We start from the raw sequence: 15,651 nt of genomic DNA on the forward strand, positions 1-15,651 counted from the left end.
TCTTAGCCGATGGGTGTAAACCGCCCGAAATGGCCTGCCTGAAAGGCCAGCGGCGCGCCAGGGTCAAGCGTTACGCGCAGCACTTCGCCGATCATGATCGAGTGATCTCCGCCCACGTGAACGGTGTGGGTCGCGCATTCGAACCGGGCCAGACAGTCCTCGAACAAGGGAACGTCATGGGCGCCGTTGATCAGATCAACAGGCGAGAAATCGGCGCCGTTCATCGCGAAGTGGCGTGCCAGCTCTGTCTGATTTTCTTTCAGCACATGGATTGCGAAATGCGGGGCTTTGACGAAAGCGTCATGACGCTCGGACACATGGGCGGGGCACCACAGGATCAGCGGCGGATCCAGCGAGACCGAGGTGAAGCTGTTTACCGTCATGGCAATCGGACCGGCGTCCGAGCCCGCCGTCACCACTGTGACGCCCGTCGCGAACTGACCCAAAGCCTGACGGAACTCGCCCGCGTGATCGGGGCTTGGGGTGAAGCTGGTCATCGACAATTCGTCCTGTGTTCGCGCGGTCAGCAGAAGCTGCGGTTCGGCGCGGACACTAGCCCGAGAGCACCGGCGTGGAAAGGTGAAAAGCGACGTTCACAGGCGTGCGAGGGTCACTCGGCTACGGCAAATCCGTGGATCAGCTGGCGAAGGCCCAAGGCAGCACCCGCGATGATCGCCAGAAACGTGACTGGTGCCCCGTAATACAGAAGCGAAAACGCCGATAGCCCTTGCCCGACCGAGCAGCCAAACCCGACCACAGCGCCGATCCCCATGATCACCGCCCCGCCGATCTGGCGCTTCAATTCGCGCGGATCTTCGCAGGCTTCCCAGCGGAAATGACCCTTGAAAAGGCTGCCAATGAAGGCGCCTGTCAGTACGCCTACCACGGATCCCACGCCGAAATTCAAGTTATTGCCCGACGAGGTCATCAGATAGATCATCATGTCACCCAAAGGCGCGGAATATGTATGGCTTTCCACGGGGATAGCGTCGAACCCATTTGCCAACACCCAAGCAGTTCCACCCCAGCCAGTGACGACAGCGATGCCTGCAATGGTGGCCCAGAACAGCTCGGGTTTCGAATGGCGGAGTTCATGGTTGGCGAGCATTGCCAGCAACAGAATAAGCCCCACGACGATGCCGATATGGGCGGCAGACAGGCCAGTTAGCCTCTCAAGTCCAAAGGCGAGCGAGGGCAGGGCAGAGGGGTCAGCGGGCGTTTCGGGGAACAGCGTGACGCGCAGGCCCGCCAATGGCCCCGAGATGGCCACATAGGCCGAAAGGCCCATGACAAGCACTATGACGAACGAGCGAAGGTCACCGCCCCCCAGCCGCGCCAGCGCGCCGAAGCCGCAATTGCCCGACAGCGCCATGCCATAGCCAAAGAGCAGTCCACCGATGATCGAGGCCAAGGGGTTCCAGCCCAGTCGCAGGTAAACCGTATCCGCCGCAGGCAAATGGCCTGTGGCAATCAGCAGATGGCTGCCGATCATGGCCACACCAATGGCCACGCCCCACATGCGCATCCTTAGGCCGGAACCCGCATAAAGCGCGTCCTCAATGGCGCCCAATGTACAGAAACGTCCAAGTCGGGCGGCGAGCCCCAAAAGAATACCGCCGATTAAACCGACAAATGCGGCAAGGCTGGTGTCGCTGATCCAGTCGAACATGGAACCTCCCAATTCCAGTGGGTCGTGGATCGGCTAGGGTTGCAAAAGGGGCAGAGGTTATTCGGCCGCCTTACGCTCTTCCGAAGCCGGGGTGTCGATCGAGCAGAACAGCTCGTAAATCACTTCCAGAATGCGCCGGGGGCGATCATCCGTCAGCGAATAATAGATCGTTTTGCCGTCGCGGCGCGGGGTCACAAGACCTTCCAGACGCAAGCGGGCCAGTTGTTGCGACACGGCGGCCTGACGGGCGTGCAGCAATTTCTCAAGCTCGGTCACGGATTTCTCGCCGGTCACCAGATGGCACAGGATCATCAATCGCCCTTCGTGGCTGATCGCCTTCAGAAGGGTCGACGCATCGCAAGCGCTGGTCATCATCTTGTCCAGCTCTTCGCGCGACATGTCTTCTTTTATGACGGGCAATGCCATTGCGACTGGTCCTTGTGGTCCGTTACCGTTTCCGGCCTCATTTAATAGGAGGCTCGGTTTTTTGCAATCATCGTTGCGGTTAGATGACTAAGTCGTGTTCTGGTGGCCATAGTCTTGAAACACAGGCGTTTGGGGCGGGTTCAGCTGCCTTGATCCGCCGTGGGGGCTGTGTAGTCCGTGTTCTCGATCAACATCTGCTCTAAAAGCGCCCAAAAGAAATCTTCCCCCGGATAGCCCTGAAGCCGGGCAAGTTCTTTACCGTCCTCAACCAGAAGGAAAGTTGGCGTGAAGACAACAGGGGTAGCTGGCATCACGCCCAGCGTTTTGGGCCCATCCTTGCGTTTCAGGTCACTCAGCTCGATCTTGCGCAGGGGCGCGTACTGGCCTTCCGAAGTCTTCGGATAGATATCGCCCAACTCTTTTTCCCATTTGGCGCACCATGCACAGCCGGGCTCTTCGACCATGACCAGCTCGGCAGCCTGAGCCATATAGCCAATACAAATCATGGCTGTAGACAGCAAGCTTAATGTAAATCTACGCATTCCGCAGCCCTGTTCTTGACATCTGGTTGACCTTCGTTTCATCCAATAGGTAAATTGAATATGTTCTGAATTCAAGGAAGCCTTCATGCTGGACATATCCTTTGCCGGAGCGGCGCTTGCAGGGCTTCTGTCATTCTTTTCGCCTTGTATCCTGCCGATGGTGCCGTTCTATCTATGTTACATGGCCGGGCTGTCAATGACCGAGCTGACGGGCGAGGGCAAAATCAACCCCGGAGCGCAACGCAGGTTGGTTGCGGCGGCACTTGCGTTTGCCTTTGGTGTCACCTCGATCTTCATGCTGCTTGGGCTGGGGGCGACTGCTTTGGGTGCGGCCTTTGCACGATATCAGCAAGAGCTCAGTTATTTTGGCGCGGGTATTTTGGTGCTGTTCGGGCTACATTTCTTGGGAATCATGCGCATACCTTTTCTTTATCGTGAGGCGCGATTGGATGGGCTATCACAGCCCAGCTCGATCCTTGGCGCCTATCTGATGGGGTTGGCGTTTGGTTTCGGATGGACGCCCTGCGTTGGGCCGGCATTGGCTTCGATCCTGATGATAGCAAGCGGCATGGGGGATCTGATGCGCGGGACGCTGTTGTTGGCGGTCTATGGGCTGGCAATGACGCTGCCTTTTGTACTAGCAGCGATGTTTGCACGCCCGTTTTTGGCGTGGGTCGTACGCAATCGGAAGTATTTGCCGTGGGTCGAAAAGGGGATGGGCGCGATGCTGATCTTGTTCGCTGTTCTGATCGTTTCAGGGCAGGTGAACCGGATCGGGCAGTGGCTGCTCGAAACCTTCCCAGCGTTGGGATCTGTCGGGTAAAGCACCTTTCTGGCGGACGCAGATGTTTGTCAAATCGTGCGATTAACAGGCGATATATGTTCGAAATATAATATTAATTCAAATAACGGAATTTGATGTTGCGAAAGTTGCTTCTCCTGCGTAGTTTGACCAGATAACGGTTTATGGGAGGAAACATGAAGCGGACAACGATCTCGCTTTGCACCCTGTTGATTGCAGGGCTGGGAGCGGCAAATGCCGAAACGGTGGCACCTACCTCCGTCGCGTTTGAAGACGGGGCCGTGGCCCAATCTTTGACCGGCGTTGCAGGCAATGCAGAAGAGGGCGCCAAAGTCGTTTCGACCAAATCGCTAGGTAATTGCGTTGCGTGTCACGAGATTCCTGATCTGGCAGATGTGCCATTTCACGGAGAAGTCGGCCCTATGCTGGAATACACCGGGGAAACTTGGAGCGAAGCCGAGCTTCGCGGAATTCTGGTAGATGCCAAGATGACCTTTGAAGATTCGATGATGCCATCGTTCTACAAGGTCGAAGGCTTCACACGTTTGGGCAACGCCTATACCGGAAAAGCGCATGAGGGCGAGGTGGAACCGCTTCTGACTGCTCAGCAGATCGAAGATGTGGTCGCCTATCTTATGACGCTGAAAGAATAACAGCGGAATTCGCTGTTCAATCACTCACAGGAGACTAGAGATGAAATTCACTCGACGTGATGCTCTGGCACTTGGGCTCGGCGCGACCGCCGTTGCCATGCTGCCGATGCGCGCACTGGCTGCTGCCGACGAAGCGATTGCCGCTTTCACCGGTGGTGCTGATATGGGCGAGGGCGGGATCACCCTGACTGCGCCGGAAATCGCTGAAAACGGCAACACTGTTCCGATCTCGGTCGACGCCCCTGGCGCGGCTTCGATCATTGTTCTGGCCGCGGGCAACCCGACCCCGGGCGTGGCGCAGTTTAACTTTGGTGAAGCAGCCGGTTCGCAGGCTGCATCGACCCGTATGCGTCTTGCCGGCACACAGGATGTTATTGCCATTGCCAAAATGGCAGATGGCAGCTTCGTTAAGGCGCAATCGACTGTAAAAGTCACTATCGGCGGCTGCGGCGGCTAAGCGCGGAGCAATCCCAGCAAAAGTAGATACCGGTTTTGCGGTTCGGGATTGCGACCAAACAGATACTGGAGAACAGAGATATGGCAAAAGGTTCAAAACCCCGCGTTAAGGTCCCCAAGACGGCTGCTGCCGGTGATGTGGTGACCATCAAGACCCTGATCAGCCACAAGATGGAGTCGGGTCAACGTAAAGACAGCGACGGCAACCTTGTTCCGCGCTCGATCATCAATCGCTTCACTTGCGAGTTTAACGGCAAGTCGGTCATCGACGTGACGCTGGAACCTGCAATTTCGACCAACCCGTATATCGAATTTGACGCTAAGGTTGATGAAGCAGGTGATTTCAAATTCACTTGGTACGACGATGACGGTGACGTGTACGACACGACCAAATCGATCGCCATTGGCTGAGGCCAGCGCAGGGAGGAGACAATAATGAAAAAAGGCATCGCAGCTATACTGACGGCCTCGACCATCTTCGGGGCAGCCACAGCCACGGCCGACGAAAGCGCTGAACTCACCATCAACGGCGAGATTGACATCGTAACAAAAACCGCCGCGCCTGCTCATCTTTCGGATGTGTTGGACGAGGTTATGTCTGGCTGGCGTTTCCGGTCCGATCAGACGCAAGAAATGCAGATGGATGATTTCGACAACCCCGGCATGCTGGGTGTTGAAGCAGGGATCGAGATCTGGAACACCGTAGACGGCTCTAAGGGCAAATCCTGTGCGGATTGTCATGGCGAGCCCGAGGAAATGGCAGGCGTGAAGCCGGTTTATCCCAAGTGGAATGATAACCGCGAGCGGGTGGAAACCATTCAGATGGCCGTGAACAACTGTCGCGAAAACGCCATGGGTGCTGAGCCTTGGAAGTATGACGCTTCTGACGCGATCAATGTCGAGGCCCTGCTGGCGTCGGTATCGCGTGGCATGCCCGTGAACGTTGCCATCGACGGCCCGGCCGAAATCGTGTGGGAGCAAGGCAAAGAGCTTTACTATACCCGCACCGGTCAGCTGGAGCTGAGCTGTGCCAACTGTCACGAAGACAATTACGGCAACATGATCCGTGCCGACCACCTTAGCCAAGGTCAGATCAACGGGTTCCCGACCTATCGTTTGAAAAATGCCAAGCTGAATGGGGTGCATTCGCGCTTTAAAGGCTGTATTCGCGATACGCGTGCCCACACCTACAGCCCCGGTTCGGACGAGTTTGTAGCTCTGGAACTATATGTCGCGTCGCGCGGCAATGGTCTGTCGGTCGAAGGCCCATCGGTCCGCAACTAAATCAAAGACCCCGCCCAAACAGGATTTGGGCGGGGTTTGCTTTATTCGAACACATTCAATCCCCGGCATGGGTGAGGCGTGCAAGGGGTTGAAAACCAAGGAAAACCGCTCATGATTTCTCGCCGCGACTTTCTTCAGGTCTCGATGGCCGCGTCTGCGCTGTATGGCGCGTCGGGCTTTGGCAACTGGGCCAAGCTGGCTGCACAGCAGGCGCTGACCCAAGATGACCTTCTGAAGTTTGATACGTTTGGCAATGTCAGCCTGATCCACATCACTGACATTCACGCCCAGCTGAAACCGATCTATTTCCGCGAGCCCGAGATCAATCTGGGTGTCGGCGCGGCCAATGGCCAGATGCCGCACGTGACCGGCGCGGATTTCCGCAAGGCCTACGGGATCGAGGATGGCTCGCCCAATGCTTATGCGCTGACCTATAACGACTTTTCGTCGCTCGCGCAGGCCTATGGCAAAGTGGGCGGCATGGATCGTGTGGCGACCGTTGTGAACGCCATCCGCGCGGAACGTCCTGATGCGCTGCTTCTGGATGGCGGTGATACGTGGCACGGGTCTTATACCTGCCACCACACCGAAGGGCAGGACGTGGTCAACGTGATGAATGCGCTGAAGCCCGACGCGATGACCTTCCACTGGGAATTCACCCTTGGGTCCGAACGCGTGAATGAGATCGTCGAGGGATTGCCCTTCGCCGCCCTTGGTCAGAACATTTTTGACGCTGAATGGGACGAGCCCGCCGAGCTGTTCAAGCCCTACAAGTTCTTTGAGCGTGGCGGGGCGAAGGTTGCCGTGATCGGTCAAGCTTTCCCCTATATGCCGATCGCTAATCCGCGTTGGATGTTCCCGGAATACTCCTTCGGGATCCGCGACGAGAACATGCAGGCCATGGTCGATGAGGTGCGCGCTGCCGGTGCGGAACTGGTTGTTGTGCTCAGCCACAACGGCTTTGACGTGGACAAGAAGATGGCCAGCCGCGTGAAAGGCATCGACGTTATCCTGTCGGGTCACACCCATGACGCGTTGCCCGAGCCGGTGCAGGTCGAGCAGACCTTTATCATTGCCTCGGGGTCGAACTCGAAATTCGTTAGCCGCGTCGACCTAGACGTACGCGACGGGAAGATGATGGGCATCCGTCACAAGCTGATCCCGATTTTTGCCGACGTGATCACGCCGGACGCCACGATCACCAAGCTGATCGACGAACAACGCGCGCCTTATAAAGAGCAGTTGGAAGAGGTGATCGGCACGACCGACACCCTGCTTTATCGTCGTGGCAACTTTAACGGATCATGGGATGACCTGATCTGTGACGCTCTGATTTCCGAGCGCGAGGCCGACATTGCCATGTCGCCGGGCGTCCGTTGGGGGCCGAGCATTCTGCCGGGGCAGGAAATCACCCGTGAAGACATCTGGAACGTGACCTCGATGTCTTACGGCGAAGCGTACCGCACTGAAATGACAGGTGAATTCATCCATACGATCCTCGAGGATGTGGGCGACAACCTGTTCAACCCTGATCCCTATTATCAGCAGGGCGGCGACATGGTGCGCATCGGTGGCATGGGCTATCGCATCGACATCTCGAAGCCGCAGGGCGAGCGCATCACCGATATGACGCTTTTGAAAACCGGCGAGGCGATCGACCCGTCTAAGACCTATGTGGTTGCGGGCTGGGCCAGCGTCAACGAAGGCACCGAGGGTCCACAGATCTGGGATGTCGTTGAAAGCCACATCAAGAAACAAGGCACTATCAAGTTGGATCCGAACAACTCGGTTCAGGTTGTAGGCGCTTAAAACCATTGGCTCGGGCGCATGTGCATCCGGGCCATTTTTTCAAGTCTATTCATGCAAATAGACGAATATGGATATGTAATGGGAGAGATGCCAGATGAGTGACAGCTCGAACAATCACAGCACCAACCGGCGCGGGTTCTTGAAAGGGGCCGCTGCAACAGGTGCAGCGCTTGGCGCCGCGGGCGCGGTAAAGGCAGAAGGTGATCCGCTGATCACCGAAGTGCAGGACTGGGCATCTGGCCTTGGCGATGGCGTCGATGCCACGCCTTACGGCATGCCGATCGAATTTGAAGACGACGTTGTGCGCCGCAATGTGGAATGGCTGACGGCTGACACGATATCCTCGATCAACTTCACGCCAATCCACGCTCTGGATGGCACGATCACCCCGCAGGGCTGTGCGTTTGAACGCCACCACTCGGGCGCGATCACACTGAAGAAAGAAGACTATCGCCTGATGATCAACGGTCTGGTCGATACGCCGCTGGTGTTCACCTATGAAGACCTCGAGCGTTTCCCGCGGTCGCAACAGACGTTCTTCTTGGAATGTGCGGCGAATACCGGCATGGAATGGGCGGGCTCGCAGCTAAATGGCGCGCAATACACCCACGGCATGATCCACAACATGGAATACACTGGCGTCAGCCTGCGGACCTTGCTGGAAGAGGCTGGTCTGGATGCTGCAGGCGAGTTGAAAGACAAATGGGTCTATGTCGAAGGTGCGGATGCGTCGTCGAACGGCCGCTCGATCCCGATGGAAAAAGCGCTGGATGACTGCATGGTCGCCTTCAAGGCCAACGGCGAAGCCTTGCGGATGGAGCATGGCTATCCGGTTCGTCTGGTTGTGCCCGGTTGGGAAGGCAACATGTGGGTCAAATGGCTGCGTCGGATCGAGGTGATGGACAAGCCGGTTGAAAGCCGAGAAGAGACCTCGAAATACACGGACACGCTGGAAGACGGCACTTCGCGCAAGTGGACGTGGGCGATGGATGCGAAATCCGTTGTCACCAGCCCCAGCCCTCAGATGCCGATTAAGCACGGCAAAGGCCCCTTGGTCATCACCGGTCTGGCATGGTCGGGCAATGGCGCGATCACCGCGGTCGACGTGTCGCTGGATGGCGGCGTGACGTGGCAAGAGGCCCGCTTGGCCGAGCCTGGCAAGAAGATGGCGCTGACCCGCTTCTATCTGGATATCAACTGGGATGGGTCCGAGATGTTCCTGCAATCCCGCGCGATGGATGAAACCGGATATGTTCAGCCCACCAAAGCGCAACTGCGCGAAGTGCGCGGGTTGAACTCGATCTATCACAACAATTGCATCCAGACGTGGCACGTCAACGCAAACGGGGAGGCAAACAATGTCGAAGTTTCCTAAATTCCTGATGGCAGCGTCTGTTGCTGCTTTGACCGCTGCCCCTGCGATGGCAGAAAAGCTGGGTCTGGGCCGCACCGCAAGCGAGGCCGAAGTGGCTGCGTGGGATCTGGATGTGTTCCCGGACGGATCGAACCTGCCTGCGGGTTCGGGTGACGTTTTGACCGGGGAAGAGGTCTTTGCCGAACATTGTGCCGCTTGTCACGGTGATTTTGCCGAAGGCGTGGACAATTGGCCGAAGTTGGCCGGGGGCATGGATACGCTGAACCACGAAGACCCGCTGAAGACGGTTGGATCCTATTGGCCGTATCTTTCAACAACGTTCGACTATGTGCGCCGCTCGATGCCGTTTGGCGCGGCGGGGACGCTGTCGGATGACGACACCTATGCGATCGTGGCCTACATCCTGTACTCGAACGATCTTGTGGATGACGATTTTGTCCTGTCGAAAGAGACCTTCTTGGATGTCGAGTTGCCGAATGCAGATGGCTTCATCGTGGATGACCGCGAAGCCACGGAATATGGCAAATTCACCAATCGCTGCATGAGCGATTGTAAGCCCGGCGCGGTGGAAATCACGGCGACTGTTGTGTTCCCCGGCGACCCGAACTCGGGCACGGATGCGACGCCGATCAGCCAAGCTGTGATGGGGACAGCCGCTGTTGCGGCGGAAGCTGAAGCGCCCGCTGCTGCCGAGGAAGCTCCGGTCGAGGAAGCCCCGGCTGAGGAACCTGCCGCTGAAGAAGCTGCCGCACCTGCCGCGATGGCCTTGGATGAGGAGTTGGTCGCCAAGGGTGAGAAGGTATTCAAAAAGTGTAAGGCCTGTCACAAAGTTGGCGACAAGGCCAAGAACGGCACCGGCCCGATCCTGAACGGCGTTTACGGTCGTGAAGCTGCGGTCGTGGACGGGTTCAAATACTCGAAACCCATGCTGGCCGCCGGCGAGGGTGGTCTGGTTTGGGATGAGGCCGAGCTGACCGCTTATCTTGCCAACCCGCGCAAATACATGAAGGGCACCAAAATGTCCTTTGCGGGTCTGAAGAAAGACAAGGACATCACTGCGGTACTGGAATTCCTGAAATCGCACAGCCAGTAAGCTGGCGGAAGTGAACCTGAAACGGGCGTTGCCATCACGGCAACGCCCGTTTTTCGTTGGCGCAACAATTGTTCATGTTATGCACGAATTTGTATATGAAAATTATTGAGTGGATATACTTCACTCGTTAAACTCTTGCCTATGGGACGGATTCGAAACGCTGCGATAGGGGTTGCGGTTGCGCTTTGCACCGCAACGCCTTCTTTTTCTAATGAAATTGGGGATGCATCCGAGGGCGAAAAGCTGTGGAAAGAATGCAAATCCTGCCACTCGGTTGGTGAGGGCGCGAAGGACCGCGTTGGGCCGCATCTGAACGGTATTTTCGGGCGTCGTGCAGGTGCGCAAGAGGGGTTTAGATACTCTAAGGGTCTGGTCCGCATGGGCAAGGATGGCTTGATTTGGGAATTCGATCTGCTGGATCGCTATATCGAAAACCCCAAGGCTTTTGCGTCGGATACGCGCATGTCCTATCGCGGATTGAAGGACGAACAGAAACGGGCTGATTTGCTGGCGTTCTTGCGACGTTATTCGGATAATCCGGGCGATATTCCTGAAGCGGCACCGACTGCGGCAGGGACGGACCATTCGGTCGATCCAGCCATTTTGGCTATTCAGGGCGATCCGGAATACGGCGAATACCTGTCGTCGGAATGCACTTCTTGCCACCAACTGTCGGGCGACAATGACGGCATTCCGGGCATCATCGGCTGGCCCACAGAAGACTTTGTGATCGCCATGCACGCCTATAAGGACAAGTTCCGCCCGCATCCGGTGATGCAGATGATGGCGGGCCGCCTGTCCAATGACGAGATCGCGGCTTTGGCTGCCTATTTCGAGGTGGTGAAGCCATAGAAAAACACACGCGGGCCGGGAGGGGTCCGCGTTTTTGCGACGGTCGCGCGCTTACGCGACCAATAGGGAGGAAAACATGAAAATTAACAGACGTTTGTTTATGGGGGGCGCAGCCGCCGGGGCCGCGGCCACCACGCTGTCGGCGCCGATGGTACATGCTGCCGGTCACGGCAAGCCGAAGGTCGTTGTGATTGGCGGCGGGGCAGGCGGGGCGACTGCTGCGCGCTATATCGCTAAAGACAGCAAAGGCGAGATCGAGGTCACGCTCGTTGAGCCTACCCGCAGCTACTACACCTGCTTCTTCTCGAACCTATACATGGCGGGTTTCACCGATCTGGGATCAATCGCGCATAGCTACGGCAAGCTGGCAGCTGAATACGGCATCAATGTTGTGCATGACTGGGCGATTGATATCGACCGCGAGGCGCGCACCGTGTCGCTGGCCGGTGGTGGTTCGTTGAACTATGACCGTCTGATCCTGTCGCCGGGCATCGACTTTGTTGACGGCGCGGTTGAAGGTTGGGATGTCAGCCATCAGAACGCGATGCCGCATGCCTATAAGGCCGGTTCGCAGTCCGAGCTCTTGAAAGCGCAGGTCGAGGCTATGCCGGAAGGCGGCACCTTTGCCATGGTTGCCCCACCCAACCCGTTCCGCTGCCCTCCTGGGCCGTACGAGCGTATCTCGATGATCGCCAACATTCTGTCGAAGAAAAACCCGACGGCCAAGATCATCATCGCCGACCCGAAAGAGAAATTCTCGAAGATGGCTTTGTTCCAAGACGGCTGGTCGCGTCACTATGACGGTATGATCGACTGGATCGGCAGTGATTTCGGCGGCGGCAACGTGTCTGTAAACCCGCATGATATGACCGTAACCATCGACGGCGAAGAGACCAAGGTCGATGTCTGCAACGTTATCCCAGCGATGAAAGCGGGCAAGATCTGCGACATGGCTGGAATCACCGAAGGCAACTGGGCGCCGGTGAACCCGCACACAATGCAGTCGCGTGTGGATGAAAACATCCATGTTTTGGGTGACGCCAGCCAGCAAGGCGATATGCCGAAATCGGGTTTCTCTGCGAATTCTCAGGCCAAGGTGGCTGCAATGGCCGTGCGCTCGGCTTTGACTGGATCGAAACTGTTCCCGGCGAAGTTCACCAACACCTGTTGGTCTTTGATCAGCGACGATGACGGTGTGAAAGTGGGCGCAAGCTATGAAGCCACGGACGAGAAAATCGCCAAGGTTGATGGCTTCATCAGCGCCGTCGGCGAGGACGCTGAACTGCGTCAGGCCACATATGAAGAAAGTGTTGGCTGGTATTCCGGGATCACCTCGGACATGTTTGGCTGATATTCTTGCCAGTATTCGCGGTTGCGAATATGTTCAGATCAACACGGGGCCCGGATGTCTGGGCCCCGTTTTTCACGGGGCTTTGCGCGAACGGCCCTCAAATCAAGAGGAGCACTTATGCGCAAATATCTTGGAACGGCGTTTTTGGCTGCCGCTGCATTGGCCGCCCCGGCCTTGGCGGATGACCACGGCAAACAAATGAGCGATCAGGCCATCACATACGCCTTTGACGGCAGTTTCGACGATGCGACCTTCGCGGTTGAAAGCGCCATCGTGGGGTTGGGGTTGGTGATTGATCATGTCAGCCATACTGGCGAAATGCTGGAACGCACCAAGGGCGATGTCGGTTCTGACGTGAAGATCTTCGAGGCCGCTGATATTTTCCTGTTCTGCTCGGCCAAAATCAGCCGCGAGGTGATGGAAGCAGATGCCGCAAATATTTCGTTCTGCCCGTACAGCATCTTCGTGACCGACACGAATGGCGAGGTACGGGTAGGGTACAGCACTTATCCCGAAGGCGAGATGCAGAAGGTGCAAGCGCTTTTGGATGGGATCGTGCTGGAAGCAATCTCTGAATAAAGACAATTTGTCTTGAAAAACAAGGCCCCGCGTGCCGCAATGACACGCGGGGCCTTTTGCTTGACGTCTGGTTGTCAAAGAAGCATTCGTAAAGATGAATGTTAATCTTGTTCCCAGTGTTTGGCTGACCTAAATTTAACAGGTGAACGGAAAACCTGCTGAGGCATGACATGATCGAAACTGAATTTACACCGCTGGCAGCATCGCTGGGGGGCGCGCTGATCGGGCTGGCCTCGGTTGGGCTGATGTGGGTGCGCGGCAATATTCTGGGGGCCACTGGCATTTTAGCTGGTTTCATGCAGCCCAACAGCTCGGCTGATTGGGCATGGCGTGCGGCCATTTTGGCCGGGATGCTGACGGGTCCGTTCGTTTATCTGTTCGCCACCGGTGGGTTCCCCGAGATCCAAGTGCCGGTTAGCCGGCTTTCGATGATCGTGGGCGGCGTGATCGTCGGGATCGGCGTGACCTATGGATCCGGCTGTACCTCGGGTCACGGTGTTTGCGGCATGTCGCGCCTGTCGCCGCGCAGCATTGTCGCAACGCTCAGCTTTATGGCTGGCATCACCGCTATGGTGTTTGTCATACGCCACATCTTTGGCCTGTAAAGAGGAACCGAAATGCAGTTGATCTTCATCTATGTCATCGGCCTTATCTTCGGTCTTGGGATTTCGATCTCGGGCATGGCAAATCCGGCCAAAGTGCTGAATTTCTTTGACTTTGCTGGCACGTGGGACCCCAGCCTGATCTTCGTGATGGGCGCGGCCATTCTGGTCACTGCGCCCGGGTATTTCCTGGTTCTGAAGCGCCCAAAACCTGTCTTCGGCACAGGCTTCACTTTGCCCGGCACAAAGCTGATTGATCGCCGTCTGGTCGGTGGCTCCTTCACTTTCGGTCTGGGCTGGGGCTTGGCGGGCTTTTGCCCCGGTGCTTCGCTTCCGGTGATTTCGACAGGCAACCCAGATGTTTTGATTTTCACGGTGTCTCTTATCGTCGGCATCTTCGCTGCCCGTTTCATGATCCAGCGATCCGCGCAACGGCGCGACGCCGCAACTGCAAATTAACCCCGGTCCATCCGGGCTCTAAGGAAAGGACATGTCATGATTGACCATCCCGTAAGCACCGACCTGATCCCCGAGATCAAGGCGTTCTTCGAGCCTGAGTCCAGCACGATTTCTTACGTGGTCAAAGACCCGACCTCGGACGCCTGTGCGGTGATCGACAGCGTGATGGACATCGACTATGCCGCAGGCCGGGTTTCATCCGAGCACGCAGACGAGATCATCGACTATATCAAAGCCGAAGGGCTGAAGCTGGAATGGCTGATCGAAACGCATGTGCACGCAGATCACCTGTCGGCCGCCCCCTATATTCAACAGAATCTGGGCGGAAAGATCGGCATCGGCAGCCAGATCACGGTTGTGCAGGACGTCTTTGGTAAGGTCTTCAATGAAGGGACTGAATTCCAGCGCGACGGCAGCCAGTTCGACGCATTGTTCGAGGATGGCGACACCTACAAGATCGGCAATATGGAGGCTTATGCGATCCATACTCCTGGCCATACACCCGCCTGTATGGTGCACGTGATTGGCGATGCTGGATTTGTGGGCGACACGCTGTTCATGCCGGACGGAGGCTCGGCGCGTGCGGACTTCCCCGGTGGGGATGCGGGCATCTTGTATGACTCGATCCAGAAGGTTCTGGCGTTGCCGGATGATACCCGTCTGTTCATGTGCCATGATTACGGCCCCAATGGCCGTGACATTCAGTGGGAGACCACAGTGGCCGCCGAGAAAGAGCACAATATCCATGTCGGTGCAGGCAAATCCCGCGAGGAATTCGTAAAATTTCGCACCGAGCGCGACGCCCAGCTGGACATGCCGCGATTGATCATTCCGTCGCTTCAGGTCAACATGCGCGCGGGCGAGATGCCCCCGGCGGATGAGGACGGCAAGACTTTCCTGAAGGTTCCGGTAAACGCGCTTTAAGAGGTTCCGATGCAAACCAAGAAACTGGATGACACGATCACGGTAGCTTACCAGATCGCAATTGAGGATGTGAAAACCATCCGCGATCAAGGGTTTACCCTTTTGATGTGCAACCGCCCGGATGGTGAGGATCCGGGCCAGCCGCTTTGGGAAGACGTGAAAGCTGCGGCCGAGGCGGCTGGGATGAAAACAGCCTTCCTGCCCATGTCTTCGCGTGAAGATGTGATGGCATTGAAAGAGCCGTTCCGTGCGGTGATTGAGGCCGCGGATGGTCCGGTCTTTGCCTATTGCCGTACTGGCACACGTTGCGAAATCCTGTGGAACTTCGCAATGAGCTGATCCGGCCAGACTTTCGTCAACAGGTTTAAAACAAACGGAATTTAGCCATGGGTGTGAACAGGGCTATGGCGGCGCTCGGCGCTGCCATTTGACCATTTTTGCCCATTCATGACTGGGAACGCTGCTAAGATCAGGGGCGTGTTCCGGCCGGGCATTTTGGCAAGATTCTTAAGCCACACGGTGATTGCCGGGTTCATTACCGCTTCGGGTTTGCTGATCGAAAATGCGGATCTGAGGGCCAGCCCCTTTGGCGTGGCTTTGCTGGTGCTCGGTTTCGGGGTGAGATCGGCGTGTCTGCTGGTGTGGTCCTGTCAATTTGATGCAACACGCCGCGATGTGTGCTTTTGGACCCGTGGATTAAAGGCGACGCTGCGTAACCTAGGGCAGGGTGGCCAGATTTATTGAACGCTTGTACAATTCTTGCTAGGGCGGGCCA

At 56.8% G+C, this 15,651-nt stretch carries 19 protein-coding genes; 15 read left to right on the forward strand and 4 right to left on the reverse strand.

Going from position 1 to position 15,651, the window contains the following annotated elements; all coding sequences use genetic code 11:
- Positions 1–2: 2 nt before the first annotated feature.
- The 4 genes from ACXAH3_RS03080 to ACXAH3_RS03095 all read right to left on the reverse strand — a co-directional run bounded on the left by ACXAH3_RS03080 (position 3) and on the right by ACXAH3_RS03095 (position 2,637).
- Positions 3–497 (reverse strand): flavin reductase family protein, encoded by a 495-nt coding sequence (locus ACXAH3_RS03080; protein ID WP_474860599.1) that lies wholly within the window; start codon positions 495–497, stop codon positions 3–5.
- Positions 498–610: 113 nt separating this feature from the next.
- Positions 611–1,669: a YeeE/YedE family protein gene (locus ACXAH3_RS03085; RefSeq protein ID WP_474860600.1), complete on the reverse strand. Its 1,059-nt coding sequence runs from the start codon at positions 1,667–1,669 to the stop codon at positions 611–613.
- Positions 1,670–1,726: 57 nt separating this feature from the next.
- Positions 1,727–2,095, reverse strand: coding sequence for an ArsR/SmtB family transcription factor (locus ACXAH3_RS03090; protein ID WP_474860601.1), 369 nt, complete (start codon positions 2,093–2,095; stop codon positions 1,727–1,729).
- Positions 2,096–2,235: 140 nt separating this feature from the next.
- The gene (locus tag ACXAH3_RS03095) at positions 2,236–2,637 is read right to left on the reverse strand and encodes a hypothetical protein (RefSeq protein ID WP_474860602.1); all 402 of its coding nucleotides are present in this window, start codon (positions 2,635–2,637) and stop codon (positions 2,236–2,238) included.
- A gap of 85 nt (positions 2,638–2,722) precedes the next feature.
- Between ACXAH3_RS03095 and ACXAH3_RS03100 the strand changes: the two genes are divergently transcribed.
- The 15 genes from ACXAH3_RS03100 to ACXAH3_RS03170 all read left to right on the forward strand — a co-directional run bounded on the left by ACXAH3_RS03100 (position 2,723) and on the right by ACXAH3_RS03170 (position 15,215).
- Positions 2,723–3,460 (forward strand): cytochrome c biogenesis CcdA family protein, encoded by a 738-nt coding sequence (locus tag ACXAH3_RS03100; RefSeq protein ID WP_474860603.1) that lies wholly within the window; start codon positions 2,723–2,725, stop codon positions 3,458–3,460.
- A gap of 155 nt (positions 3,461–3,615) precedes the next feature.
- Positions 3,616–4,092 (forward strand): sulfur oxidation c-type cytochrome SoxX, encoded by a 477-nt coding sequence (soxX, locus tag ACXAH3_RS03105; RefSeq protein WP_474860604.1) that lies wholly within the window; start codon positions 3,616–3,618, stop codon positions 4,090–4,092.
- 40 nt (positions 4,093–4,132) lie between these two features.
- A complete protein-coding gene (soxY, locus tag ACXAH3_RS03110; protein ID WP_474860605.1) occupies positions 4,133–4,549 on the forward strand; it encodes a thiosulfate oxidation carrier protein SoxY in 417 nt (138 codons plus the stop codon).
- Between the two features lie 80 nt (positions 4,550–4,629).
- The gene (soxZ, locus tag ACXAH3_RS03115) at positions 4,630–4,959 is read left to right on the forward strand and encodes a thiosulfate oxidation carrier complex protein SoxZ (RefSeq protein WP_474860606.1); all 330 of its coding nucleotides are present in this window, start codon (positions 4,630–4,632) and stop codon (positions 4,957–4,959) included.
- A 24-nt stretch (positions 4,960–4,983) separates the two neighbouring features.
- Positions 4,984–5,832, forward strand: coding sequence for a sulfur oxidation c-type cytochrome SoxA (gene soxA / locus ACXAH3_RS03120; RefSeq protein ID WP_474860607.1), 849 nt, complete (start codon positions 4,984–4,986; stop codon positions 5,830–5,832).
- Positions 5,833–5,943: 111 nt separating this feature from the next.
- Complete coding sequence (gene soxB, locus ACXAH3_RS03125; protein ID WP_474860608.1) at positions 5,944–7,641, forward strand: thiosulfohydrolase SoxB; 1,698 nt, start codon at positions 5,944–5,946, stop codon at positions 7,639–7,641.
- 94 nt (positions 7,642–7,735) lie between these two features.
- The gene (gene soxC, locus ACXAH3_RS03130) at positions 7,736–9,016 is read left to right on the forward strand and encodes a sulfite dehydrogenase (protein WP_474860609.1); all 1,281 of its coding nucleotides are present in this window, start codon (positions 7,736–7,738) and stop codon (positions 9,014–9,016) included.
- Positions 9,000–10,109, forward strand: a complete 1,110-nt coding sequence (locus ACXAH3_RS03135; protein WP_474860610.1) for a c-type cytochrome — start codon at positions 9,000–9,002, stop codon at positions 10,107–10,109. Before soxC ends, ACXAH3_RS03135 begins: the two co-directional genes overlap by 17 nt.
- Before the next feature lie 141 nt (positions 10,110–10,250).
- Positions 10,251–10,961, forward strand: a complete 711-nt coding sequence (locus ACXAH3_RS03140) for a c-type cytochrome (protein WP_474860611.1) — start codon at positions 10,251–10,253, stop codon at positions 10,959–10,961.
- A gap of 76 nt (positions 10,962–11,037) precedes the next feature.
- Entirely contained in the window at positions 11,038–12,312 is a 1,275-nt protein-coding gene (locus ACXAH3_RS03145) for an FCSD flavin-binding domain-containing protein (RefSeq protein ID WP_474860612.1), read from the forward strand.
- Positions 12,313–12,429: 117 nt separating this feature from the next.
- Positions 12,430–12,891: a DUF302 domain-containing protein gene (locus ACXAH3_RS03150; protein ID WP_474860613.1), complete on the forward strand. Its 462-nt coding sequence runs from the start codon at positions 12,430–12,432 to the stop codon at positions 12,889–12,891.
- Positions 12,892–13,061: 170 nt separating this feature from the next.
- Entirely contained in the window at positions 13,062–13,496 is a 435-nt protein-coding gene (locus ACXAH3_RS03155) for a YeeE/YedE family protein (protein WP_474860614.1), read from the forward strand.
- 12 nt (positions 13,497–13,508) lie between these two features.
- Positions 13,509–13,952, forward strand: a complete 444-nt coding sequence (locus ACXAH3_RS03160) for a DUF6691 family protein (protein ID WP_474860615.1) — start codon at positions 13,509–13,511, stop codon at positions 13,950–13,952.
- 36 nt (positions 13,953–13,988) lie between these two features.
- A complete protein-coding gene (locus ACXAH3_RS03165) occupies positions 13,989–14,876 on the forward strand; it encodes an MBL fold metallo-hydrolase (RefSeq protein WP_474860616.1) in 888 nt (295 codons plus the stop codon).
- A gap of 9 nt (positions 14,877–14,885) precedes the next feature.
- Positions 14,886–15,215, forward strand: coding sequence for a protein tyrosine phosphatase family protein (locus ACXAH3_RS03170; protein ID WP_474860617.1), 330 nt, complete (start codon positions 14,886–14,888; stop codon positions 15,213–15,215).
- The last annotated feature ends 436 nt before the right edge of the window (positions 15,216–15,651 follow it).

It is taken from the genome of Aliiroseovarius sp. ABM4_368 (assembly GCF_056161205.1).